Origin of the sequence: Streptomyces sp. NPDC056296 (assembly GCF_042268605.1) — a bacterium.
Lineage (GTDB): Bacteria > Actinomycetota > Actinomycetes > Streptomycetales > Streptomycetaceae > Streptomyces.
Window position 1 is genome coordinate 1 of record NZ_JBHJRX010000093.1, and the last position, 24,001, is coordinate 24,001.

At 73.3% G+C, this 24,001-nt stretch carries 21 protein-coding genes; 11 read left to right on the top strand and 10 right to left on the bottom strand.

Features of this window, described 5'->3' with window-relative positions; genetic code table 11:
* Positions 1-90: 90 nt before the first annotated feature.
* The 5 genes from cseC to ACFCZF_RS38590 form a co-directional block, all read right to left on the bottom strand.
* A complete protein-coding gene (gene cseC / locus ACFCZF_RS38570; protein WP_376675637.1) occupies positions 91-1,446 on the bottom strand; it encodes a two-component system sensor histidine kinase CseC in 1,356 nt (451 codons plus the stop codon).
* Positions 1,447-1,470: 24 nt separating this feature from the next.
* Positions 1,471-2,175, bottom strand: coding sequence for a two-component system response regulator CseB (cseB, locus tag ACFCZF_RS38575; RefSeq protein WP_210964507.1), 705 nt, complete (start codon positions 2,173-2,175; stop codon positions 1,471-1,473).
* A gap of 166 nt (positions 2,176-2,341) precedes the next feature.
* Positions 2,342-3,013, bottom strand: a complete 672-nt coding sequence (locus tag ACFCZF_RS38580) for a hypothetical protein (protein ID WP_376675638.1) — start codon at positions 3,011-3,013, stop codon at positions 2,342-2,344.
* The gene (locus tag ACFCZF_RS38585) at positions 3,001-3,534 is read right to left on the bottom strand and encodes a SigE family RNA polymerase sigma factor (protein ID WP_121748386.1); all 534 of its coding nucleotides are present in this window, start codon (positions 3,532-3,534) and stop codon (positions 3,001-3,003) included. Before ACFCZF_RS38585 ends, ACFCZF_RS38580 begins: the two co-directional genes overlap by 13 nt.
* Positions 3,535-3,797: 263 nt before the next feature.
* Positions 3,798-4,793: an A/G-specific adenine glycosylase gene (locus tag ACFCZF_RS38590; protein WP_375917963.1), complete on the bottom strand. Its 996-nt coding sequence runs from the start codon at positions 4,791-4,793 to the stop codon at positions 3,798-3,800.
* A gap of 119 nt (positions 4,794-4,912) precedes the next feature.
* On the opposite strand from ACFCZF_RS38590, the gene ACFCZF_RS38595 reads away from it, so the two are divergent.
* Together ACFCZF_RS38595 and ACFCZF_RS38600 are read left to right on the top strand one after the other, a co-directional pair.
* Positions 4,913-6,583: a sensor histidine kinase gene (locus ACFCZF_RS38595; protein WP_376675639.1), complete on the top strand. Its 1,671-nt coding sequence runs from the start codon at positions 4,913-4,915 to the stop codon at positions 6,581-6,583.
* Positions 6,580-7,251: a response regulator gene (locus ACFCZF_RS38600; RefSeq protein WP_376675640.1), complete on the top strand. Its 672-nt coding sequence runs from the start codon at positions 6,580-6,582 to the stop codon at positions 7,249-7,251. Before ACFCZF_RS38595 ends, ACFCZF_RS38600 begins: the two co-directional genes overlap by 4 nt.
* A 28-nt stretch (positions 7,252-7,279) precedes the next feature.
* On the opposite strand, the gene ACFCZF_RS38605 is transcribed toward ACFCZF_RS38600, so the two are convergent.
* The gene (locus ACFCZF_RS38605) at positions 7,280-7,930 is read right to left on the bottom strand and encodes a phosphatase PAP2 family protein (protein ID WP_376675641.1); all 651 of its coding nucleotides are present in this window, start codon (positions 7,928-7,930) and stop codon (positions 7,280-7,282) included.
* A 175-nt stretch (positions 7,931-8,105) separates the two neighbouring features.
* On the opposite strand from ACFCZF_RS38605, the gene ACFCZF_RS38610 reads away from it, so the two are divergent.
* The gene (locus ACFCZF_RS38610) at positions 8,106-8,945 is read left to right on the top strand and encodes a hypothetical protein (RefSeq protein WP_375917975.1); all 840 of its coding nucleotides are present in this window, start codon (positions 8,106-8,108) and stop codon (positions 8,943-8,945) included.
* A gap of 228 nt (positions 8,946-9,173) precedes the next feature.
* On the opposite strand, the gene disA is transcribed toward ACFCZF_RS38610, so the two are convergent.
* A complete protein-coding gene (gene disA, locus ACFCZF_RS38615; protein ID WP_375917977.1) occupies positions 9,174-10,298 on the bottom strand; it encodes a DNA integrity scanning diadenylate cyclase DisA in 1,125 nt (374 codons plus the stop codon).
* Between the two features lie 81 nt (positions 10,299-10,379).
* Positions 10,380-11,789 carry a DNA repair protein RadA gene (gene radA / locus ACFCZF_RS38620; protein ID WP_376675642.1) on the bottom strand — a complete coding sequence of 470 codons (1,410 nt, stop codon included), beginning with the start codon at positions 11,787-11,789 and terminating at the stop codon, positions 10,380-10,382.
* 425 nt (positions 11,790-12,214) lie between these two features.
* On the opposite strand from radA, the gene ACFCZF_RS38625 reads away from it, so the two are divergent.
* Positions 12,215-14,059 carry a hypothetical protein gene (locus ACFCZF_RS38625; protein ID WP_376675643.1) on the top strand — a complete coding sequence of 615 codons (1,845 nt, stop codon included), beginning with the start codon at positions 12,215-12,217 and terminating at the stop codon, positions 14,057-14,059.
* A gap of 31 nt (positions 14,060-14,090) precedes the next feature.
* Here ACFCZF_RS38625 and ACFCZF_RS38630 read toward each other — a convergent pair whose 3' ends face one another.
* Positions 14,091-14,903, bottom strand: coding sequence for a hypothetical protein (locus tag ACFCZF_RS38630; RefSeq protein WP_376675644.1), 813 nt, complete (start codon positions 14,901-14,903; stop codon positions 14,091-14,093).
* 71 nt (positions 14,904-14,974) lie between these two features.
* On the opposite strand from ACFCZF_RS38630, the gene ACFCZF_RS38635 reads away from it, so the two are divergent.
* From ACFCZF_RS38635 to ilvD, 4 genes are all read left to right on the top strand, one after another.
* Positions 14,975-15,907 (top strand): Ppx/GppA family phosphatase, encoded by a 933-nt coding sequence (locus ACFCZF_RS38635; RefSeq protein WP_375917988.1) that lies wholly within the window; start codon positions 14,975-14,977, stop codon positions 15,905-15,907.
* A gap of 129 nt (positions 15,908-16,036) precedes the next feature.
* Positions 16,037-16,903, top strand: coding sequence for a sugar phosphate isomerase/epimerase family protein (locus ACFCZF_RS38640; RefSeq protein WP_376675645.1), 867 nt, complete (start codon positions 16,037-16,039; stop codon positions 16,901-16,903).
* On the top strand, positions 16,900-17,511 hold the full coding sequence (locus tag ACFCZF_RS38645) for a TetR family transcriptional regulator (RefSeq protein WP_376675646.1): 612 nt from the start codon (positions 16,900-16,902) through the stop codon (positions 17,509-17,511). Before ACFCZF_RS38640 ends, ACFCZF_RS38645 begins: the two co-directional genes overlap by 4 nt.
* Positions 17,512-17,634: 123 nt before the next feature.
* Complete coding sequence (ilvD, locus tag ACFCZF_RS38650) at positions 17,635-19,488, top strand: dihydroxy-acid dehydratase (RefSeq protein WP_376675647.1); 1,854 nt, start codon at positions 17,635-17,637, stop codon at positions 19,486-19,488.
* A gap of 23 nt (positions 19,489-19,511) precedes the next feature.
* On the opposite strand, the gene ACFCZF_RS38655 is transcribed toward ilvD, so the two are convergent.
* Complete coding sequence (locus tag ACFCZF_RS38655; RefSeq protein WP_376675648.1) at positions 19,512-21,641, bottom strand: PQQ-binding-like beta-propeller repeat protein; 2,130 nt, start codon at positions 21,639-21,641, stop codon at positions 19,512-19,514.
* Positions 21,642-21,823: 182 nt separating this feature from the next.
* On the opposite strand from ACFCZF_RS38655, the gene ACFCZF_RS38660 reads away from it, so the two are divergent.
* From ACFCZF_RS38660 to ACFCZF_RS38670, 3 genes are all read left to right on the top strand, one after another.
* The gene (locus ACFCZF_RS38660) at positions 21,824-22,150 is read left to right on the top strand and encodes an SH3 domain-containing protein (protein WP_376675649.1); all 327 of its coding nucleotides are present in this window, start codon (positions 21,824-21,826) and stop codon (positions 22,148-22,150) included.
* 151 nt (positions 22,151-22,301) lie between these two features.
* Positions 22,302-22,946: a DUF4232 domain-containing protein gene (locus tag ACFCZF_RS38665; RefSeq protein WP_376675650.1), complete on the top strand. Its 645-nt coding sequence runs from the start codon at positions 22,302-22,304 to the stop codon at positions 22,944-22,946.
* Between the two features lie 80 nt (positions 22,947-23,026).
* Positions 23,027-23,530 (top strand): EamA/RhaT family transporter, encoded by a 504-nt coding sequence (locus ACFCZF_RS38670; RefSeq protein ID WP_376675651.1) that lies wholly within the window; start codon positions 23,027-23,029, stop codon positions 23,528-23,530.
* Positions 23,531-24,001: the final 471 nt, after the last annotated feature.

Consider the following 24,001-nt stretch of genomic DNA (forward strand, 5'->3'; position numbering starts at 1 on the left):
AGCTCCACTCCACAACCGGAGGCCTTCGCCGTCCTACAGATTCAGACCGTGTCGTCGCACAAACTCGACCAACCTGGCTGGGCAGTACAGCTAGGACCGGCCCGGAGAGCCGCTGTGGGTCCGGTCCGGCAGCATCGGGTAGCTCCCGGTGTTCGTCGGTGCGTGCTCCGGCAGCCACAGCACGGCGACCGCGCCCTCGGCCGGTACGTGCTCCGGCGCCCCCGCGGGCCGTACGTTGCGGAAGGTGAGCCGGGCGCCCAGTACCCGCGCCTGGCCGGCCGCGATGGTCAGCCCGAGCCCGTGCCCGCGGCCCGCCCGGTCCGTGCTGCCGGTGCGGAAGCGGCTGGGGCCCTCGGCGAGAAGGGCCTCGGGGAAGCCCGGCCCGTGGTCGCGGACCCGGATCACCCGGCCCTCGACGCTGACCTCGACGGGGGGCCGGCCGTGCCGGGCCGCGTTGGCGAGCAGGTTGATCAGCACGCGCTCCAGGCGGCGCGGGTCGGTGGTGACCTCCGACTCGTGGATCACCCGCACCTCCACGTCCGGGTCCTTGGCCGCCACCCGCCGGGACACGAAGTCGCCCAGCATGATGTCCTGCAGCTCGGCCCGCTCCGAGGCCCCGTCGAGCCGGGCCACCTCCAGGACGTCCTCGACGAGCGTCCGCATCGCCTTCGCGCGGTCGAGGACCAGCTCGGTCGGCCGGCCCGGCGGCAGCAGCTCGGCGGCGGTGAGCAGCCCGGTCACCGGGGTGCGCAGCTCGTGCGCGATGTCCGCGGTGACCCGCCGCTCGGCGTCCAGCCGCTTCTGCAAGGCGTCCGCCATCGCGTCCACGGCGCTCGCGAGGTCGTCGGTCTCGTCCCGCACGACCCCGCCGATGGCGTCCCGCACACGGACGTCCGGCTCACCCTTGGCGACCTGGTGCGCGGCGGCGGCGGCCTTGCGCAGCCGGCGCGACAGCTGGCCGCCGATGAGCACGCCGAGCGCGCTGCCGCCGAGGACGACCGCGATGGAGCCGATGACCAGCGCCTGGTCGAGGTCCTTGAGGATGTCCGCGCTGCGGTCGGTGAACCCGGAGTGCAGGGACATCACGTGCCCGTCCTTGAGCGGCACGGCGGCCCAGATGTTCGTCACCCCGTCGGCCCGCTCGGAGACGTACGTCGCCCGTCGCCCGTTCTCGACCTTGCGGCGCAGCTCCGGGGGCAGCTCGGGGTCGTCGATCTTGGCGTTCGGGAAGTTCTGCCGGCCGGACAGCTCGTAGTTGCGCTGGGCGATCAGGACCCGGTCGTCCGCCAGATCACGTGCGTTGTCCAGCATCGACACCCGGGCCGCGTTGTGCACGACCAGGCTCAGCGCGATCGCCACCAGCGCGCCGACCAGCGCGATGGCCGCGCTGAGCTTCCAGCGCAGCCCGGTACGGATGCTCAGCCTCGTACGGAAGAACCCCCGCATGTCCCTGTATCCCCGAATCCCCGCTCAGGCCTTCAGCTTGTAGCCGAAGCCGCGGACCGTCTCGATGCGGTCCTGACCGATCTTGGTGCGCAGTCGCTGCACATGGACGTCGACGACGCGGGTGTCACCGCCCCAGCCGTAGTCCCACACGCGCTCCAGGAGCTTGTCGCGCGAGAGCACCGTGCCCGGCGCGGAGGAGAACTCCAGCAGCAGCCGCATCTCGGTCGGGGTGAGCGCCACCGGCCGCCCGGCCCGGCGCACCTCCATGCCGTCGGTGTCGACCTCCAGCTCGCCGAAGGCGAGCACGCCCCCGGTGTCGGCGGCGGCCCCCGCGTCCCCCCGGTCACCGCCGCCGGCGTGCCCGAAGCGGCGCAGCACCGCGCGGATCCGGGCGACCAGCACCGCCCCGTCGAACGGCTTGGTGACGTAGTCGTCGGCGCCGGCCTCCAGCCCCAGTACGACGTCGATGGAGTCCGCCCGCGCCGACAGCATGATCACCGGCACGGTGGACTCGTCCCGGATCCGGCGGCACAGGCTGACGCCGTCCAGGCCGGGGACCATGACGTCGAGGAGCGCGATGTCGGGGCGGTCGGCCCGGAACGCCTCCAGGCCCGACAGCCCGTCGGGCATCGCGGTGACCGCGAAGCCGTCCCGCTCCAGGGCGAGCTGGGTGGCCTCGCGGATGACGTCGTCGTCCTCGACGAACAGGACGTGGGTCTGGTCTGCCATCCGGGTGCTCTCAGTCCTCGTGTGCGGTCACTCGGTAGACGCGGGGGGCGCGCGCCGCGTTCATCTCTCCGCGGGTGTTCATGTCTCCCTCGGGGTCTTCATGTCTCCATCGGTCCGAGCGGCCCGATCGGTTCACGCGGCCCGACCATTTCGCTCGCCGTGCGCGTCAGCTGTCCGGTTCCGGGGCCGGGGTCGGCACGCTCCCGGCGGCGTTGCTGTAGTCGTTGTGGGTGCGGAACTCCTCGGTGAACCGGCCCGAGGCCCAGCGGTACGTGATCACGTTCTCGCCGGACGGACTGGACACCGGGTCGCCCTTCTCGTACACCTGCTTGGTCACCACCAGGTCGCCGCGGTCGATCTCCGCGTAGACCGGTGGCTCCTCGGCCCTGAAGACATTCTGGTACGCGCCGTCTTCCTCGCGGTACACATAACTGCCCACACCGACCGCGTCACCGCACGTCAGCACGTTGACGACGACGTCCTCGGCCGATCCCGAGCCGCCGGTCAGCTCCCCGTACGACACGTCGACGGGGTACTCGTCCGCGACGCACGGCTTCAGCTCGCGCTTGACCTCCGCGGAGACCTTGGGGTCGGCCTTGACGAGCCGGACCGCGTCCACGCGGTCGGGAACCTTGGAGGGGGAGGCCTCGGGCGAGGAGGAGGCGGCGCCCGCCACCGCGTCCGCGTGGGCCGGCCCCTCGTCACGGGCGCCGGTGCCGCCCGCGCCGCAGCCGGAGAGGGACAGGCCGAGGGCGACGAACACGGCCACCGCCGTACTCGCCGCCTGCGTACTCCTCCGGGCATCCCCGGGTGATCGACCGACGGTCAGGCCGCGCAACGCTCCCGCTCCTCACGCTCCAGCGCCCGTGCGTCCAGATCGCGGGCGACCAGCTCCTCGCGGAGCCGGGCGAGCGCCCGGTGCAGCGTGCTCTTGACCGTTCCCGCCGACATGCCGAGGGCGGCGGCGGTCTCCTCCGTAGACATCTGCTCCCAGTGTCGCAGCACCACGACGCTGCGCTGCTTCGGGGCGAGCACCTTCATGACGTCCATCAGCAGGGCGCGGTCCGCGTGCTGCTCGGTGGAGTCGTCGACGCACGACTCCGGGAGCTGCTCGGTCGGCACTTCCTCCAGCTTCCGCGCCCGCCACCACTCGGTACGGGTGTTGATCATCACCCGGCGCAGGTAGGCGTCGGCCAGCCGCTTGTCCTCGATGGTCTCCCAGCGGCGGTACGTGCGCACCAGCGCGGTCTGCAGCAGATCCTGGGCGTCGACGGGATCCGGGACCAGTCGCCGGGCGCTGCGCAGCAGCGCGTCCTGCCGGGTCCGGACGTACTCCTCGAACTCGAGCACCTCGCCCATGTCAACCGCCTTCCGATCCGTAGCCCTGCTGTGCCTGCGGGGCACGGAAACGAAGTTAGGGAAGCGTTGTCACGGCGCTGTGCGAGGCAGCCTGCGGGGGGCCCTCGGCTGTCCGTCGGTTGTGTAACGGAAGCGGGAACCGGGTGAAACGGCAGACCACTTGGGGCGGGTAATGACCGATTCACCCGCTATGTGACCTGTCACGAAAGTCCCCGCCACGGCTGTGCTCACCGCTGTGCTCACCGCTGAGCTCCGGCTGTACGTCAGCTCAGCGGCAGCCGGTACAGCCCGTCCGCCAGCGGCTCCACCAGACCGTCGGCGACGAGGCCGTCCAGGGCCCGGGCGCGCTGGACCGGTTCGTGCCACACCTGGTCGAGGGCCGCCTGCGGCACCGGCCCGTGCGCGTCCCGCAGCACCGCGAGCAGCCGGCCGCGCACCTGCCGGTCGGTACCCGCGTACGTCTGGCCGCGCCGCGGCGGTCCGTCGTGCGCGGGCTTGCCGGCCAGCCGCCAGGCGCACCGGTCCGAGATCGGACAGCGGTGGCACGACTCGTTCCTCGCCGTGCAGACGAGCGCGCCCAGCTCCATGGAGGCGGCCGCCCAGCGGGCCGCGCCCGCCTCGTCGTCCGGCAGCAGCGCCCGCGCCAGCTTCCGCTCGGCGGCGGTGGTGGCGTTCGGCGGGTACTGCGCACCGGTGACCGCCCGGGCGAACACCCGGCGGACGTTGGTGTCCAGTACGGCGTGCCGCTGGCCGTAGGCGAAGGAGGCGACCGCGGCGGCCGTGTACTCGCCGATGCCGGGCAGCGCCAGCAGCTGGGCGTGGTCCGCCGGTACGTCGCCGCCGTGCCGTTCCGTTATGGCCGCGGCGGCGCCGTGCAGGCGCAGGGCGCGACGCGGGTAGCCGAGCCGGCCCCAGGCGCGGACGGCCTCGCCGGGCGCCTCCGCGGCGAGGTCGGCGGGGCGCGGCCAGCGGGCCAGCCACTGCTCGTAGACGGGCAGGACGCGGCTCACCGGCGTCTGCTGGAGCATGAACTCACTGACCATCACACCCCACGCGCCGGCCTCCGGGCGCCGCCACGGCAGATCGCGGGCGTGCTCGTCGAACCAGTCGATGACGGGGGCGTGCAGCAGCACACCGGACGCGGCCCGCTCACCGACCGGGACGGCGGCGGACGCCGGGGCACCGGAGACGGCGGCGGAGGCCGGGGTCGCGGCGGGGTCGGAGGGGCCGTTGTGCGAGGGCTTCGTGGGCGCAGTCATGACCCCCCGATCCTGCCACGGGAGGACCACCCCACGGGCGCACCGCCACCCGGTATCGGCCACGACCCCTGACGATCGGCAGGGGCGCCGCCCCGCCGCCCGCTTGTAGCGTCGGCCCCGTGAACGCAACCCGCCCGGCCGACGACGCCGGGGCCGGCGGTGGGCGCGTCGGCGAAGGCGTCGGGCCCACCCGCCTCGCCGCCCTCGGCAGCGGCGCCCTCCTGTGGGCCGCCCTCGCCCTGCCAGCGGCCACCGCGGACCGGCTCGGGATGAACGAGCCGCGGCCCCTGTGGCAGCAGCTGGCCGGCCTGGGTGTGCTCGCCGTGGCCGTCGCGTTCTCCCGGCGGCAGCCGCTCGTCGCCTTCGCGCTGACGGCGGGCCTGAGCCTCGCCGCGACCCGGGCTCTGTTCAGCGTCTCCTACGGCCCCGCCCTCGCCGTCTTCGCCCTGCTGCTCGGCCTGCGCGCGCGGCGGCCGCGCCCCGCGGCGGCCGGCTTCGTCGGTGTCGGCGTCGTCGGCACGGCGCGGATCGCGCTGGTCGGAGTCGACCCGGCGCCCGAGTGGCTGGTCCTGACCGGCACGCTGCTCTTCGGCTGCGTCTTCCCCTGGCTCGGCGGACGCTACTGGCGGCAGAGCCGGGCGCTGGCCGAGGCCGGCTGGCTCAGGGCCGCCCGGCTGGAGGACGAACAGCGGCACGCCGAGGAACGGGCCAGGCTGCGCGAACGGGCCCGGATCGCCCAGGACATGCACGACTCCCTCGGCCACGAACTGAGCCTGCTCGCCCTGCGCGCCGCCGCCCTTCAGGTCGCACCGGGCCTCGCCGCCGACCACCGCGCCGCCGCGGCCGACCTGCGCGTCGCCGCCGCCGACGCCACCGACCACCTGCACCGCATCATCGGCGTACTGCGCGACGTGTCCGTCAACGACGAACCCGCACCGCTGACCCCGGCCGGCGAGAGCGTCCAGGACCTCGTCGCCCGGGCCGCGGAGTCCGGCCTCCCCGTCCGCTGGGAACCGCGGGACGACGCCGCCACCCCACCCCCGGAACCCGGCGGCATCACCGAACGCCTGCTGCACCGGGTGGTGCGCGAGGCCCTGACCAACGCGGCCCGGCACGCGCCGGGCGCCCCCGTGGTCGTAGCGGTCACCGGGCAGGCCCACGGCACGACGGTCACCGTCACCAACGGACCGGCCGCGCAGGAGGCGTCCCCTTCGGCGGGCGGTTCGGGACTGCTCGGGCTGCGCGCCGCCGTCGCCTCGGTCGGCGGCGACTTCGACGCGGGCCCGCACGGGGACGGCTTCCGGGTCCGGGCGTACGTCCCCGCACAGCAGACACCCGTCCCCGCCTCCCGGCCCGCCCCCTCGGCGCCCTTCGCCCGCGCCCGCCGCCGCGTCGCCCTCGGCCTGGGCGCCGCCGCCGGTGCGGGCGTCGTCCTGGTCGGCGCCGCCTTCGGCTGGTACGCGTACACCGAGACGCACTCGGTGCTCAGCCCCGCCGCGTACGCGGAACTGCGCCCGGGCACGCCCTACGACGCGGTCGCCCCCGTACTGCCGGACCGCGCGGTCGACGACCCGCCCGTCGAACGCGCCCCCGCGCCCCCGGAGGACGCCGACTGCCGCTACTACCGGTCGAGCGGTGAACTCCTCGTCTCCGTCGACCACTTCCGGCTCTGCTTCGACGAAGACGACGAAGGAGAGCGGCGCCTGGCCGCCAAGGACGTCATCCCCCGCGCCGGACCGTCCGGCGAGGGACGCGAGCCGTACGAGCGACACGAGGAGTCCGCACGGTGATCCGGGTACTGCTGGCCGACGACGAGGCGATGGTGCGGGCCGGCGTCCGCGCCATCCTGGCGAGCGGCGGGGAGAGCGAGGTCGTCGCCGAGGCCGGGGACGGCCGCGAGGCGGTCGAACTGGCCCGCGCCCACCGCCCCGACGTCGCCCTGCTGGACATCCGCATGCCCCGTCTGGACGGACTCGCGGCCGCGCGGGAGATCGTACGGACCGTCCCCGGCACCGCCGTCGCCATGCTGACCACCTTCTCCGAACAGTCCTACGTGGCCCAGGCCCTGTCCGGCGGCGCCACCGGCTTCCTGCTCAAGTCCGGGGACCCCTACGAACTGATGGCGGGCGTACGGGCCGTGGCCGAGGGCGCCGCCTTCCTGTCCCCGAAGGTCGCCCGGTACGTCGTCGAGGACCTCGGCAGGGGCGGCGGTGGCGGCCGGCTCGCCCGCGAGGAACACGCCCGCGCGCGTGTGGCGCGCCTCAGCCCCCGCGAACGCGAGGTGCTCGGCCTCGTCGGCGCCGGCCTGTCCAACCCGGAGATCGCCGCCCGGCTGCACCTCGTCGAAGGCACGGTGAAGGCGTACGTGAGCGCGGTCCTGGACCGGCTGGAGGTACGCAACCGGGTCCAGGCCGCGATCGTCGCGTACGAGGCGGGACTGGTCGAGACGGACGCCTGAACGCCTGACGCCTGAACGCCTGCGTGCCTCAGCGCCGTCGGTGCGAGGTGACGTACGCCGCGGCGGGAGCGGCGGCCGGGCCCGGCCCGGTCAGCCACCGCACCGCGGGCGCCGACGACGCACGCATCGCCTCGGCCAGCCGCGTCGCCGGACGCCTGCCCAGACGTACGGCCGTGGCGGCGACCACGGCACCGAGCAGCAGCCCGGCGGCGACGTCGTGCGGGTAGTGCACGCCGACGAAGACCCGGGAGAAGGCCATCAGCAGGGCGAGCGGGGCCGTCAGCCAGATGACCGCCCGCCGTACCAGGGCCAGGGCGACGGCCGAAGCGCCCGCTATCGTCGCGTGGTTGCTCGGGAAGGACCAGTCACCGGTCGGCGGGCATGCGGCCAGGGACGGCACCGCTTCGGCGAGCGCCCGGCACGGACGCTCCTGCGTGAAACCGGACTTGAGCAGTTCACTGCACACGTACGCCACAGCCGTGGCCACGGGTGCAAGGACCGCGATCGCGAACCCGTGCGGGCCGTCGCGGCGCGATCGCCACCACGCGACGACGAACAGCGCGCCGAACACCAGGATTCCGGCCTCCGTCCACACCTCCGCCGTGTGCTGCACCCACGTAGGGGTGTCGTGGGCGAAGCCGGTGATGTCGCGGTAGAGCTCGTCGTCCTTGAAGGTCATGCTCACGGACGGTAGGCGGACGGGCGATTCGGTCACACCCTGCGATCGACATGTGCGGCACCTGACGATCGGCAGGGGGTCCGGGGCGTTCTGCGGAATGATGATCCGTAAAAGTTGCGGCCCTGAACGGCGGGTGGGACAAGGGAACGCGCCGATCTCTCGTACAGTTTGCGCCGTGGGATCTCTGCGCAATCCGGTCGGGCCGCTTCCCTCCTCCATCTACTGGCGACGGAGGGCCGTACTGCTGTCCCTGTTCGCCCTGTTGGCGCTGCTGATCACGTGGATCGTGGTCGCCGGCGGCGGTGGTGGCGGCAAGGGCCGCGAGAACGGTGCCGACGGCAAGAATCCGGCGCCTTCGATCACTCCGGGGCCCTCGGGCTCCGGGCCGGCGATCAGTGAGGCGCCGGGTGGGCGCGAGGAGTCGGGGAGCGGGGACTCCAGCGGTTCGGGTTCGGGCTCCGGGGGCGGCGACGGGTCCGGCTCGGGCGGCGGTGAGTCGGGTGGCGACGGCGACGGGTCCGGCGGGTCGGGCAGTGCCGGCGGCGGCGGTTCCGCGGGCGGGGCGGCGACCGGCGTCGGCGCGGGTGACGCACTGCCGGGTGGCTCCGACCTGCCCAACTGCACCCCGGGCGCGGTAAAGTTGAGCCTGCGCAGTGTCCGCAACAACTACCCGCCCGGTCAGACCCCCACCTTCGAACTGACCGCGCGGAACACCTCCGGCAGCGACTGCCAGGTCGATCTCGGCCCGAAGCACGCGGTGTTGACGATCACGCCGGCCGAGGGCGACGACGCGTACTGGTCCTCCGACGACTGCGTCAAGGGCGCGGGGAGCCTGCGGTACCGGGTGGCCGCCGGCAGTGGCATCGCCTACACGGTGAAGTGGGACCGCAAGCCGAGCGCCCCCGAGTGCGGGACGCCTCCGGCGGGGTCGGCCAAGGCGGGGACGTACCTGGTGGAGGCCAAGGCGGCCGGCTTCGAGAAGGTGCGGACGTCGTTCGTGCTGAAGAGCGACTGATCCCCTGACGAGCCCCGGCACCGCCGCGGCCCGCCCGCGCCGCCCCGGACGGCAGTGCGCTCGGACGGCACTGCGCTCGGACGCTGTGCCCAGGCACGGTGCTCAGACGCAGCGCTCGGACGGCACTGCGCTCGGACGGCAGTGCTCGGACGGCAGTGCTCGGACGGCAGTGCTCGGACGGCAGTGCTCAGACCGCAGTGCTCAGACCGCAGTGCCCAGGCATGGTGCTCAGACGTACCGCTCCAGAATCGACGACTCCGCCAGCCGCGACAGACCCTCCCGCACGCTGCGCGCACGCGCCTCGCCGACGCCGTCCACCGTCTGGAGGTCGTCCACGCTGGCGGCGAGCAGCTTCTGCAGGCCGCCGAAGTGCTCCACCAGCCGGTCGATGATCGCGCCGGGCAGCCGCGGAACCTTCGCCAGCAGCCGGAAGCCGCGCGGCGACACCGCCGAGTCCAGGGTCTCCGGAGACCCGGTGTAGCCCAACGCACGGGCCACCGTGGACAGTTCGAGCAGCTCGGCGTGGCTGAGCTTGTCCAGCTCGGCGAGCGCCTCCTCGACCGTGCGGGAGCGCTTGGCGGTCGGCTCGGGCACGTAGTCCCGCACGACCAGCTCGCGCTCGGGCTCCACGCCGGCGATCAACTCGTCCAGCTGGAGCGCCAGCAGCCGCCCGTCCGTGCCCAGCTCCACCACGTACTCGGCGATCTCGGTCGCGATCCGGCGCACCATTTCCAGCCGCTGCGCGACCGCGGAGACGTCCCGGACGGTGACCAGGTCCTCGATCTCCAGCGCCGACAGCGTGCCCGCGACCTCGTCGAGGCGGAGCTTGTAGCGCTCCAGGGTCGCCAGGGCCTGGTTGGCGCGGGACAGGATCGCCGCGGAGTCCTCCAGCACCCGCCGCTGGCCATCGACGTAGAGCGCGATCAGCCGCATCGACTGCGACACGGAGACGACGGGGAAGCCGACCTGCTTGCTGACCCGGTCCGCCGTACGGTGCCGGGTGCCGGTCTCCTCGGTGGGGATGGTCGGGTCCGGAAGCAGCTGCACGCCGGCCCGAAGGATCTTGGACAGGTCCGAGGACAGCACGATGCCGCCGTCGAGCTTGCACAGCTCGCGCAGCCGGGTCGCGGTGAACTCGACGTCCAGCACGAAACCGCCGGTGCACATCGACTCGACGGTCTTGTCGGACCCCAGCACCATCAGGCCGCCGGTATTGCCGCGAAGGACCCGCTCCAGGCCGTCCCGCATGAGCGTGCCGGGCGCCACGGCGCTCAGGGAGGCGCGCATCAGCCCATCGGCACCGGCACTCCCACCGGACTTTCCGGGAGCTGCTGCCCGGTCGTTGGCTGCCACTGCACTCCTCCGGTCGCAGGTTCTTCAGGCGCTCCCCTGTCGCACACTCGGTCGTACGGACGGGCGAGACCAGGGCAAAGTCTACCGGCGGTCCTCCGCCTCCCGTGGGGCCTCTCGCCGACGCGAGCGCGGAAGCACCCGCAGGGCGTCCCCTATGTCCGCGACTTCCAGCACCTTCATGCCGTCGGGGACCCTGCCGGGATCGGTCGGCACCAGGGCGTGCGTGAAGCCCAGGCGGTGCGCCTCGGAGAGCCTGCGCTGCACGCCGGTGACCCGTCTCACCTCACCGGCGAGGCCGACTTCGCCGATCGCGACGAGGTTCTTGGGCAGCGGGGTGTCGCTGGCGGCCGAGGCGAGGGCGAGTGCGACGGCCAGGTCGGCGGCCGGCTCGGAAAGCTTCACACCGCCGACCGTCGCGGAGTAGATGTCCCTTTTGCCCAGGGCGCTGATGCGACCGCGCTGCTCCAGGACGGCCAGCATCATGGACACGCGGGACGTCTCCAGACCGGAGGTGGTGCGCCGGGGGGACGGGATCTGGGAGTCGACCGTGAGCGCCTGCACCTCGGCGACCAGCGGGCGGCGGCCCTCCAGGGTGACGGTCAGGCAGGTGCCGGGCACGGGCTCCGCGCGGCGGGTGAGGAAGAGTCCGCTGGGGTCGGTCAGGCCGGTGATGCCCTCGTCGTGCAGCTCGAAGCAGCCGACCTCGTCGGTGGTGCCGTAACGGTTCTTGACGCCGCGGACCAGCCGCAGGCGGGCGTGCCGGTCACCCTCGAAATGAAGCACGACGTCCACGAGGTGCTCCAGCAGCCGCGGACCGGCGATGGCCCCGTCCTTCGTGACATGTCCCACCAGCAGGGTGGACATGCCGCGGTCCTTGGAGGCGCGGATCAGCGCGCCCGCCACCTCCCGCACCTGCGCCATGCCGCCGGGGGCGCCGTCGATCTCGGGCGAGGCCACCGTCTGCACGGAGTCGAGGATCAACAGCGACGGCTTGACCGCGTCCAGATGCCCCAGCACCGCCGCCAGATCGGTCTCGGCGGCGAGGTACAGATGGTCGTCGATGGCCTTGATGCGGTCGGCGCGCAGCCGCACCTGGCTCGCCGACTCCTCCCCGGTGACGTAGAGGGTCTTGTGCTCCTCGCTCGCCGACTTGGCCGCCACGTCCAGCAGCAGCGTGGACTTGCCGACGCCGGGCTCGCCCGCGACGAGCACCACGGCGCCGGGCACCAGTCCGCCGCCGAGCACCCGGTCCAGCTCGGGCACGCCGGTGGAGCGGGCGGTGGCCTGCCGCCCGTCGACCTGGCCGATGGGCAGCGCGGAGGTGGTGACGCGCCCCGGCGTCGTCGTCCGCACCGCGGGCGCGCCGTACTCCTCGACCGTCCCCCACGCCTGACACTCGGGACAGCGGCCGAGCCACTTGGCCGTCTGCCAGCCGCACTCGGTGCAGCGGTAGGACGGCCGTTCCTTGGTGGACTTCGTACGGGCAGCCATGCACGAACCGTAACCGCCCCCACTGACAACCCGTGCCGCGACGAAGCGGCGCCGGCCCACAGCCGGCCCCCGGCGACGCGGACCGGTGGCCGCGTACGGCGAGAAGGGGACGTGTCGGGGGGTGTCCGCCCGCAGCGGTTGGCGCGTCCGCGCCGGCACTTCTGTGGCCGACCGATTCCGCGCCGTTCCGAGGACGGACACCCCCCGGCGCGGCCCCGACCCACACCGGACCCCGACGCGAGACCCGCACCCAACCTGGCGGCCGAACGGCCCGCCCCGCACCCCGAACGGACCACCCGGCACCCCGAACCAGCCACGGAACATCAGCTTCCTGTCCCCTTATGAGGGATCGTTTCACCCGTACGGATTAAAAGGGCCCAATGCGCCAGTTCGCGCCACCCATAGCCCCCTACGGTCGCCGAGTGATGAGGAGCAGTCCGGAGACCACGACCCGCACGACCGGCGCACACCGGGCGCACCGGGAAGCGCGTGACCGCACCGCGGCGCGCACGCTGGCGCAGCGGCCGCCCGCGCGCTACGACGCGTATCTGGACGGCCTGTTCACGTACTGCCTGTCCGTGCTCTGCGACCACGACGCCGCGACCGAAGCCGTGGGCGACGTCCTGGCGCTCGCCGAGCGCCGCGGCCACCGCGGCCCGGGAGCCGCCGGGGACCGCAGGGCCTGGATGTACGCGCTGGCCCGCTGGGCCTGCCTGCGCAAGCTGGCCGAGGCCAAGCAGAAACGTCCGAGCAGCCACGCGGCGGGCCGCCCCCACGCCGTCCGGCAGCGCACCGCTCAGCAACAGCAGCAGCCCGCGCCCCCGCCCACCCCGCACGACGGACACGACGGACGCGGCGGATACGACGGACGCGACGGAAACGACGGACGCGACGGAAACGACGACGAACAGCAGCGCCACCGCCGCGAACTCGCCCTCCTCGCCTGGCCGGAGGCCGCCGGCACGACCCCCGAGCAGCGCGAGGCCCTGGAACTCGCCGTGCGCCACCACCTCGCCGCCCACGAGGTCGCCGCCGTCCTCGGCATGGACCTGGCCGCCGCCCGTGAACTGCTCGCCTCCGCCGCCTGCGAGGTCGAGCGCACCCGCGCCGCCCTCGCCGTCGTCGAGACCGGCACCTGCCCGGGCGTCGCCCGCCTCACCGGCGACAACCAGTACGTACTGAGCGCCGCCCTGCGCCGCGAGCTGGTCCGGCACGTGGACGACTGCCCGCGCTGCCGCCGTACCGCGGAGCGCGCGATCCCGGGCCGCTGGCCCGGCACGAGCGTGACGCCCGCCGAGCTGCCCGTCCTGGAGGCACCCCGCGCGGCGCTGCACGTCGCCATGGCGCACCTCCCGCGCGCGCGAAGCGCCGCACCCCGCTTCGACCGGCGCGGCTTCCCGATGGACCCCAAGGACCGCGCGGCCCGGCGCGACCGCCTGCGCGCGCGTGCCGTCACCACGACCGTCGTGGCCACCGTCGTCGCCGCCCCCGTGCTCGCCCTGTGGGCGGCCTACCGCGGCACCCCGGTCGTCGAGGGCGAGGACGGCCGCTCGGCCAGCGCCAGCGAGGCGCAGGGGCCCGACGGCCTGGACGGCGAGTCCGCCGGCGGCGGCCACGGTTACGAGAACGCGGGCAACGCGAGCACCACCCCCGGCCCCCGCTTCGGCGGGAACGGCAAGGCCGACGTCTCCGTGGAGGTCGTCAGCGTCTCCGGCGCGGGCGGAAAGGGCGCCGGCCACCTGGACGTCACGGCCGGCCACGACGGCGACACCACGCTCGTCACCCTGACCGCGACCGGCGACGCACCGGTGCGCTGGTCCGCGTCCACCGGCGCCTCGTGGCTGTACCTGAGCCAGTCGTCGGGCACCCTCGACCCCGGCGAGACGCTGACGATCAAGGTGTACGTCGACCACCTGCGGGAACCGTCCGGCCACTGGAGCGCACGGGTGGCCGTCTCACCCGCCGGCGCCGTCGTCTCCATCGAGGGCTACGGCACCGCGCCCAGCCCCTCCCACCCGGACCCGCGCCCCAGCACGCCCGACGACTCCCCGCCCCCGTCCGACCCCGGCCCGGACCCGGATCCGTCCCCGTCGACCTCGGCGCCTCCCGACCCGACCCCCACGGACGACCCGCCGCCCACGTCGCCCGGCCCGGACCCGACGCCCACCGACGACACGACGCCCACCAACGACCCGTCGCCCACCGGCGGCACGGGCGGCTCGTCTCCGCCGCCCGGCGAGGACGGCGACCCGAGCCCGACCACCTCGTAGAACGCCTCGCGGCAAGCCCCGCAGAACGGACTCAGCGCGCCGGATCCGCCGGATGCGGTGCCACCAGCGGCAGCTGCGAGGCCAGCCGCTCCTCGCACAGCTCGACCAGCCGGTCGTAGCCCGCCTTGCCCATCAGCTCGATCAGCTCCGGCCGGTACGAGACGTACACCGGATCGCCCGCGCCGTGCGCCGAGGTCGCCGAGGTGCACCACCAGTGCAGGTCGTGCCCGCCCGGGCCCCAGCCGCGCCGGTCGTACTCACCGATCGACACCTGCAGCACGCGGGTGTCGTCGGGCCGGTCGATCCACTCGTACGTCCGCCGGACCGGAAGCTGCCAGCACACGTCCGGCTTGGTCTCCAGCGGCTCCCGGCCCTCCTTCAGAGCCAGGATGTGCAGCGAACAGCCCGCGCCCCCGGCGAAGCCGGGCCGGTTCTGGAAGATGCACGAGCCCTGGAAGGGCCGGGTCTGCCGGGAGCCCTCGTCGTCCTCGGAGATCCAGCCGTCCCGTGTGCCCTCCGCATGGTGCTGCCAGACGTCCGGCGTGAGCCGCGCCACGTGCTCGGCGACCCGCTTCTCGTCGTCCTCGTCGGAGAAGTGGGCGCCCAGCGAGCAGCACCCGTCGTCCGCGCGGCCCGCCTGGATGCCCTGGCAGCCGCTGCCGAAGATGCAGTTCCAGCGGGAGGTCAGCCATGTCAGATCGCACCGGAAGACCTGCTCGTCGTCCGCCGGATCCGGAAACTCCACCCACGCGCGCGCGAAGTCGAGGCCCTTCTCGTCGCCCATTTTGTGCTTCTTGTCCTTCTTGGTCGACTTTTCGTCCTTCGTCTTTTTCGTCTTTGGCACGGCTCCAGGGTAAGTCGCCCGGGCCGGATGACGGCACCGCCGCACTCTCCGCCGGCAGTAGCGTTCCGTACATGAGACTCGGTGTCCTCGACGTGGGTTCGAACACGGTGCATCTGCTGGTGGTGGACGCGCACCCCGGCGCCCGCCCCCTGCCCGCCCACTCGCACAAGGTGGATCTCCGCCTCGCCCAGCTCCTCGACGAGGACGGCGCGATCGGCCCCGACGGCGTCGACCGGCTGGTCGCGGTGGTCCGGGAGGCGCTCCAGGCCGCCGAGGACAAGGGCGTCGAGGACCTCCTGCCGTTCGCCACCTCCGCCGTGCGCGAGGCGAGCAACGCCGACGACGTCCTCGCGCGCGTGCGGGACGAGACCGGCGTCGAGCTGACGGTCCTCAGCGGCGCCGAGGAGGCCCGGCTCACCTTCCTCGCCGTCCGCCGCTGGTTCGGCTGGTCCGCGGGCAAGCTGCTGGTCCTCGACATCGGCGGCGGCTCCCTGGAGATCGCCTACGGCATCGACGAGGAGCCCGACACCGCCGTGTCGCTGCCGCTCGGCGCGGGCCGGCTGACCGCCGCCCGGCTGCCCGGCGACCCGCCCCACCCGGACGACGTCAGGGCCCTGCGCCGGCACGTCCGCACCGAGATCGCCCGCACGGTCGGCGACTTCAGCCGCTTCGGCGCCCCCGACCACGTGGTCGCCACCTCCAAGACCTTCCGGCAGCTGGCCCGCATCGCCGGCGCCGCCCGCTCCGCCGAGGGCCTCTACGTCCAGCGCGAGCTGAAGCGGGCCTCCCTGGAGGCCTGGGTGCCCCGCCTGGGCGCCATGACCACCGCCGAGCGCGCCGAGCTCCCCGGCGTCTCCGAGGGCCGCGCGAACCAGCTCCTGGCCGGTGCCCTGGTCGCCGAGGCCGCGATGGACCTCTTCCACGTGGAAAGCCTGGAAATCTGCCCGTGGGCCCTCAGAGAGGGAGTCATCCTCCGGCGCCTGGACCACATGGGCCCGGTATAGCGCGCCCCAAAGGGGCGCGGGGAACGGCGCGAGCAACCACGAACCGCCCCGCACCCGCCGTACGTCAATCACCACAACGGCGAAAGGGCACCCCGCACCCACCCAGCGCCACCCCGTAACCTGACCCCCGTGGCAAAACCAAGGGACGTAGTCCGCATCCCGGATGCGAAGGTCGCCCTGTCGACGGCTTCCGTCTACCCGGAGTCGACCGCGACGGCCTTCGAGATCGCCGCACGCCTCGGCTACGACGGAGTCGAGGTCATGGTGTGGACCGATCCCGTCAGCCAGGACATCGACGCGCTGCGCAGACTCAGCGACTACCACCGCATGCCGATCCTGGCCGTGCACGCGCCCTGCCTGCTCATCACCCAGCGCGTCTGGTCCACCGACCCCTGGGTCAAGCTCCAGCGCGCCCGCGCCGCCGCCGAGAAACTCGGCGCGAGCGCCGTGGTGGTCCACCCCCCGTTCCGCTGGCAGCGGCAGTACGCCCGGGACTTCGTCAGCGGCATCTGGCGGATGGCGGACGAGACGGACGTCCGGTTCGCCGTCGAGAACATGTACCCCTGGCGCTACCGCGACCGCGAGATGCAGGCGTACGCCCCCGACTGGGACGTGACGAAGGAGGACTACCGTCACTTCACGATCGATCTCAGCCACGCCGCCACCTCCCGCACCGACAGCCTCGACATGATCGACCGCATGGGCGACCGCCTCGGCCACGTCCACCTCGCCGACGGCAAGGGCTCCGCCAAGGACGAGCACCTCGTCCCCGGCCGCGGCGACCAGCCCTGCGCCGAGGTGCTGGAGCACCTCGCGCACACCGGCTTCGACGGCCACGTCGTCATCGAGGTCAACACCCGTCGCGCGATGTCCAGCGCCGAACGTGAGGCCGATCTCGCCGAGGCACTGGCCTTCACCCGCCTGCACCTGGCGTCGGCGGGCGCACCGGGCTCGGCGCGCCCGGCGGACTCCGCGGGAAAGGCACACCGGCGGTGAGCGACACCGTCGGGGGACCCCGCCGCCGCGGCCGCCCACCGCGTACGGAGTCCGCCGGCACCCGCGACCGCATCCTCGCCGCGGCCCGCGAGGAGTTCTCCGAGCGCGGCTACGAGAAGACGTCCGTACGCGGTATCGCCAAGGCGGCGGGCGTCGACCCGGCACTGGTGCACCACTACTTCGGCACCAAGGAGCAGGTCTTCGAGGCGGCGATCGAGGTCGCCTTCGCACCGGTCCTCGGAGCCCCCGAGGCGATCGGCGACGGCCCCCTCGACGGGGTCGGCGAACGGCTCACCCGCTTCTTCTTCGGCCTCTGGGAGAACCCCGCCACCCGTACTCCGCTGCTGGCCATCGTCCGCTCCGCCCTGAACAACGAGACCGCCGCCGCCGTCTTCCGCCGCCTGATCGCCGCCCAGCTGCTGCGCCGCATCGCCGCCCGGCTGGACCTGCCGGACGCGGAGCTGCGCGCCGAGCTGGCGGCCGCGCAGCTGGTGGGGTGCGCGGTGCTCCGTTACGTGATCAAGGCGGAGCCGCTGGCCTCGGCGGACCCGGACCGGATCATCGCCCGCCTGGCACCGGTCGTACAGGGCCACCTCACCGGCCCCTGACGCACCCTTCACACGGCGTCGGCGGCGAGACGGGCGTCCCGCATTACGGACACCCTGTCCCGGCCCCTGGATGACCGGCGTACGCTCGACGGCAGTCATAACTCTCCGAAGGAGCGAGCGACGATGCCCGAACTGAGGTCCCGCACAGTCACCCACGGCCGCAACATGGCGGGCGCCCGCGCCCTTATGCGTGCCTCCGGTGTACCCGGCGCGGACATCGGGCGGAAGCCGATCATCGCGGTCGCCAACAGCTTCACGGAGTTCGTGCCGGGCCACACCCACCTCGCCCCGGTCGGCCGGATCGTCAGCGAGGCGGTCGTCGCGGCCGGCGGCATCCCGCGTGAGTTCAACACGATCGCCGTCGACGACGGCATCGCCATGGGCCACGGCGGCATGCTCTACTCCCTGCCCTCCCGCGACCTGATCGCGGACAGCGTGGAGTACATGGTCGAGGCCCACTGCGCCGACGCCCTGATCTGCATCTCCAACTGCGACAAGATCACCCCGGGCATGCTCAACGCCGCCCTGCGGCTGAACATCCCCACGGTCTTCGTCTCCGGCGGCCCCATGGAGTCCGGCCGCGCCACCCTGGTGGACGGCACGGTCCGCACCCTTGACCTGGTCGACGCGATGTCGGAGGCGGTCAACGACAAGATCTCCGACGCGGACATCCTCCGGATCGAGGAGAACGCCTGTCCGACCTGCGGCTCCTGTTCCGGCATGTTCACCGCCAACTCGATGAACTGCCTGACCGAGGCCATCGGCCTCTCCCTCCCCGGCAACGGCTCGGTCCTGGCCACCCACACCGCCCGCAAGGCGCTCTACGAGAACGCCGCGCACACGGTCCTCGACCTGACCCGCCGCTACTACGAGCAGGACGACGACTCGGTCCTGCCCCGCAACATCGCCACCCCCGCGGCCTTCGGGAACGCCATGGCCCTCGACATCGCCATGGGCGGCTCCACGAACACGATCCTGCACCTGCTGGCCGCCGCCCAGGAGGCGGAGGTCCCCTTCGGCCTGACCGAGATGGACGCCCTCTCGCGCCGCGTCCCGTGCCTCGCCAAGGTCGCGCCGAACGTCGCCAAGGACCGCACGTACTACATGGAGGACGTGCACCGCGCGGGCGGCATCCCCGCCCTCCTCGGCGAACTGCACCGCGCGGGCCTGCTCAACGAGGACGTGCACTCCGTGCACAGCCCGTCCCTGGCCGACTGGCTGAAGACCTGGGACGTCCGAGGCGGCTCCCCGTCCCCGGAGGCGGTGGAGCTGTGGCACGCGGCACCCGGCTGCGTCCGTTCCGCCGAGGCCTTCTCCCAGTCCGAGCGCTGGGACTCCCTCGACGAGGACGCCGAGGGCGGCTGCATCCGCTCCGCCGAGCACGCCTACTCCGAGGACGGCGGCCTCGCGGTGCTGCGCGGCAACCTCGCGGTCGACGGCTGTGTCGTGAAGACGGCCGGCGTCGACGAGTCGATCTGGACCTTCGAGGGCCCGGCGGTCGTCTGCGAGTCGCAGGAGGAGGCCGTCCAGAAGATCCTCACCCAGCAGGTCAAGGAGGGCGACGTCGTCGTCATCCGCTACGAGGGCCCCAAGGGCGGCCCCGGCATGCAGGAGATGCTCTACCCGACCTCGTACCTGAAGGGCCGCGGCCTCGGAAAGGCCTGCGCCCTGGTCACCGACGGCCGCTTCTCCGGCGGCACGTCCGGTCTCTCCATCGGCCACGCCAGCCCCGAGGCCGCCGCCGGCGGCACCATCGCCCTCGTCGAGGACGGCGACCGCATCCGCATCGACATCCCTAACCGCTCCATCGAGCTGCTGGTCGACGACGCCGAGCTGACCCGCCGCGACCGGGCCCTGAACGGCAGGTACGCCCCGAAGAACCGCGACCGCAAGGTCTCCGCGGCCCTCAAGGCCTACGCCGCGATGGCGACCAGCGCGGACAAGGGCGCGGTGCGCGACGTCAGCAAGCTGGGCTGACCCCCTCGGCCGGGATCCGGGGCCTACCAGGCCCCCGGGTCCCGCCCCGGCACCCCGAACACCGTCCCGTCCGGCGCCCCGGCGTACACGTGCCCGCCCGCGAGCAGCGGCGCCGGCAGTGACGCGGGCACCTTGTCGGAGTCGGCGCCGAGCCGGGGCCGGGTCTGCCCGAGGAGCTTGCCCTTGCGGGCGTCGACGCCGAGGAGCCGCCCGTCGGGGGCGGTGACGTACACGTGCCGGCCGTCGGAGACCGGCGCCGAGCCCCGGCTCACGCCCGTCTCCAGCCGCCACTTCTGCGCCTCGGCCGCCAGGTCGACGGCGACCAGCGAGCCGCCCGCGCCCATGAGGTACACGGTGTCCCCGCGAACGCCCGCCGACGCCGACGCCTGCGCGACCGGGATCGGCAGCTTCACGCGGCGGGTCGTACCGGTCGCGGGCGTGTAGCGGACCACGGCCTCGACGTCACCGTGGGCCGCCCCCTCGGCGACGAGGTACACCGACCCGTCCGCCGCCCCCACGGGCGTCAGCGCCCCCGCCAGCTCCGTGTCCCACCGCACGTTCCCGTCGGCCGGGTCCACCGCGGTGACCCGGGTCCGCTCCCCGTCCGCGGTCCGGCTCGTCGCGTACGCCACCGGTCGCCGCTCACCGGCGAACGAGGTGAAGTACGGCACGGACTGCCCGGCGATCCGGTGCGACCACCGGGGACGCCCCGAGGCGCTGTCCACACCGGTGACCATCCCGTCGGCGCGGGTGAGCAGGAGCATGTCGCCGACGCACCGCAGACCGTCGTACGCGGGCATCTCCTCCTGCCACACCGGCTTGCCCGTGGCGGGGTCGAGCGCCTCCAACGGGCCCAGCAGACCGACTTCGGGCTGCACGAGCCCGCCCGACACGAGGGGCGGTTCGCTCCGCACGGCCTCCTCCACGGCGTGCCGCCACAGCGTGCTGCCGTCGGCCGGATCGACCGCGAAGACCAGCCCGGGCCGCGCGCACAGCAGCCGCCGCGCCGCGTACGAGCACTGGGGGACGCCACCGCCCTCCGACGCGGGCACCGCCTCCCACGCGCCGAACCCACCCGGGCCGCTCCGCGCGGCGGGCGTCCTGTGCGCCGGTTCGGCGTCGCCGGACATCTGGACCGAGACGAGACCTCCGGTCACGGCGAGGCAGAGCGCACCGGCCACGAGCGCCGCCCGCCTGCCGAGCCGCCGCACGGCCGGCTCGGCGGGAGCCTCCGGCGCCGGGGCCCGCTCCGAGGCAGCGGCCATCTCCGGGGCCGACGAGTCCTCCACCCGCTGTGCCGGTATGAACACCTGTGTGTCGTACGCCGCCGCCACCGACCGCAGCTCCCGCATCAGCTCGTCCGGAGTGGGCCGGTCGGCGGGCTCCTTGGCGAGGCACCGCAGCACCAGCGGCGCGAGCGTCTCCGGTACGCCGGTCAGGTCGGGTTCGTCGTGCACGACCTGGTAGGCGACGACGTACGGACTGTCGGAGTCGAACGGCCCGCGTCCGGTCGCCGCGTGCACCATGAGCGACCCGAGCGCGAACACGTCCGCTGCGGGCCCCACCTCGCGGGGGCGCCGGAACTGCTCGGGCGCCATGAACGGCGGCGTGCCGATCAGCTTCCCCGTCTCCGTCCGCAGTTCACTGTTCTTCGGCCGGGAGATGCCGAAGTCGATGACCTTCGGCCCGTCCTCGGCGAGCAGCACGTTGCTCGGCTTCAGATCCCGGTGCACGACCCCCACCCGGTGGATGTCGCGCAGCGCCTCCGCGAGCCCGGCCATCAGCCGGCGCAACTGGGCGGGATCCATCGGACCGTTCCGCTTCACCTGCTCGGAGAGCGTCGGGCCAGGGATGTACAGCGTGGCCATCCAGGGTCGCCCGGCATCCGGATCGGCGTCGACGACCGGTGCCGTGAAGGCCCCGCTCACCCGCCGCGCCGCGGCCACCTCCTGCCGGAACCGCCCTCTGAACTCGGGATCCAGGGCGTACCGGGCGTGCACGACCTTCACCGCGACCCGCATCCCGGAGGTGCTGCGGGCCAGGTGCACGACCCCCATGCCACCCGAGCCCAGACAGGACTCGAGTCGGTAGTGACCGGCGTACTCCGGAAGTTCCGCTTCCGCACCCGCTCCGGCGTTCGGCTGCGGCGCCATGGAACCACCCCCGTGCTGTTCGTTCGCGCGCGCGACGCTCGGAGCCTAGTCGATGGTTCTTTTGGGACCGAGGAGGCTTGCTAGCCTCCGCGTGCGAGTTGCGAACTGGTGTTTCGCATCTTGATCCAGGGGAATCAACGTGACCCCACGAAACCCGTGGGGTGCAACGGGGGAGGTTTTTCATGTCTGTCGACCAGCTCACGGACGCCACGGGCGGGGACGAGAAGGCGACCACGGAGGCCGTCACCACGGCAGCCGCTGCCGCCGGCTCCTACCCGGTGGCGCCGGGCTACCGGTTGAACGTCCGCAGCGGTCCCGGCACCGGCTACTCCATCGTGCGGACCCTGTCCGAGGGTTCCCGGGTCCAGATCCACTGCCAGACGCCGGGCACCCGGGTCTCGGGCCCGTACGGCACCTCGAACATCTGGGACGGCATCGGCAGCGGTCAGTACGTCTCCGACGCGTACGTCCGCACCGGCAGCGACGGTTACGTGGCCCCTCGCTGCTGACCTTGTAACAGGGCTGTCCTGAAGGCGTATCAGGAGGTTGCCGAGAGGAACGGCGTGCCGGGCCGAGCGGCTCTTGGTGGTCAGAAACGCCCGCTCGCACCGTTGGGTACGGGCGGGTCCGGCACGCCAACCGACTCTGAGGTAGACAACGATGCGCGTTCGCAAGCTGACCATCGCCGCCATGGCTCTCGCCGCCGGTCTCTCGCTCACGGCCTGCCAGAACGACGACGACGGCACGGACCGGAGCGCCGCACCGCCGGCCGCCTCCACCGCGTCCTCCTCGACCGGCGGCTCGGACCAACAGGGCGGCACCGACTCCGGAGGGAAGACCCCCAACGGCACCGGCGGCACCGGCGGAACCGACGAGGACGGCAAGGCCGCCAAGTGCCGCACCGACGAGCTGGAGATCACGGCGACCGACGCCACGATCGGCGGCGACGACCGGGGCACCGTCGCGGTGGACCTGAAGAACGGCGGCGGCCGGGACTGCTCGCTCGCGGGCTACGCGGGCGTCGACCTGAAGACGAACTCCGGCACCCTGTCCGCCGAGCGCACGGGTGAGCCGGCCCCCTCGGTCGTCCTCGCGGACGGGGACACGGTGACCTTCGGCATCACTTACCCGATCAACGACTCGGGCGGTTCCGGCGTCCGCGTCACGGGCCTGGTGGTGACCCCGCCGGACGAGACGAAGTCGGTCACCCTCGACTGGCCGGGCGGCGCCACGCTGCCCGTCACGGACGGCTCCGGCACCCCGGTGCAGGTCGGCCCGCTCGGCAGCGCCGGCCAGGGCGGCTGACGCACCCACGTCCCACGAGTCTCGTCCGGTGTGCCGGGCCCGCCCCGGGGCCCGCGCCGCACCGGCGCCATAATCGACCCGTGAGCGCAGAGAACGGTAAGAACGGCATCCCGGACATCCCCGCGGGCCCTCGCCCCGAGCCCCTCCGGTTCTACGGCACGACCTGGGTGCACCACGACAACGGCTACACCGCCCGCCGGGTGGGCCTCGCCGTCGGCTCCCTCGCCGTGGCGGCCGCCGCCTGCTTCGTGCTCCGCGTCGCCTACCAGGGCCTCCAGATCGCCGACATCGGCAGCTTCGTCTCGCTGCTGATGATCGTGATGTTCGCGATCTGCAGCGCCCTGGCCTTCCGCCACACCTGGACCGGCTTCACCAGCCGTCCCGACCCCGACCGCCAGGCATCCCTGCGCGGCCTGCTCGCCATCGGCTTCGTCGGCTCCCTCCTCGCCTACTTCTTCCGCACCTTCACCGAAGCCCCGGGCGAGAAACTCCACCGCGCCGAGTACGAGAAGGCCCGCGAGGAGTACGAGAAACGCACCACCCGCCGCTCGGGCAACCCGACAAAGAAGCGCCGCCGGAAGTAGCGGAGGGCCTTCGCATGCGTGAGCCCGCATGCGAAGGCCTGCGGGAGAGGGCCCGCAAGCGTGAGCCCGGATGCGAAGGCCTGCGGGAGAGGGCCCGCAGGCGAGAGCCCGGAAGCAGGGGCCCGCAAGCGCGAGCCGCAGGCGAGGGCCCGCCGGAGAGGGCCCGCAAGCGTGTGCCGCATGCGAAGGCCCGCAGGAGAGGGCCCGCAGGCGAGGGCCCGGATGCGAGGGCCCGCATGCGTGAGCCCGCAGGCGGGAGCCTGCAAGCGAGGGCCCGGATGCGAAGGCCCGCATGCGTGAGCCCACAGGTGAGAGCCCGCAAGCGTGTGCCGCATGCGAGGGCCCGCCGGAGAGGGCCCGCAAGCGTGTGCCGCATCTTGGGTTCAAGGGGTCGTCGCAACACCGCCTGGTTTCAGGTGGTGAGTAGATCACGTAGACGCTCGGCTGGGGTATCCCAGCCGAGCGTTTTGC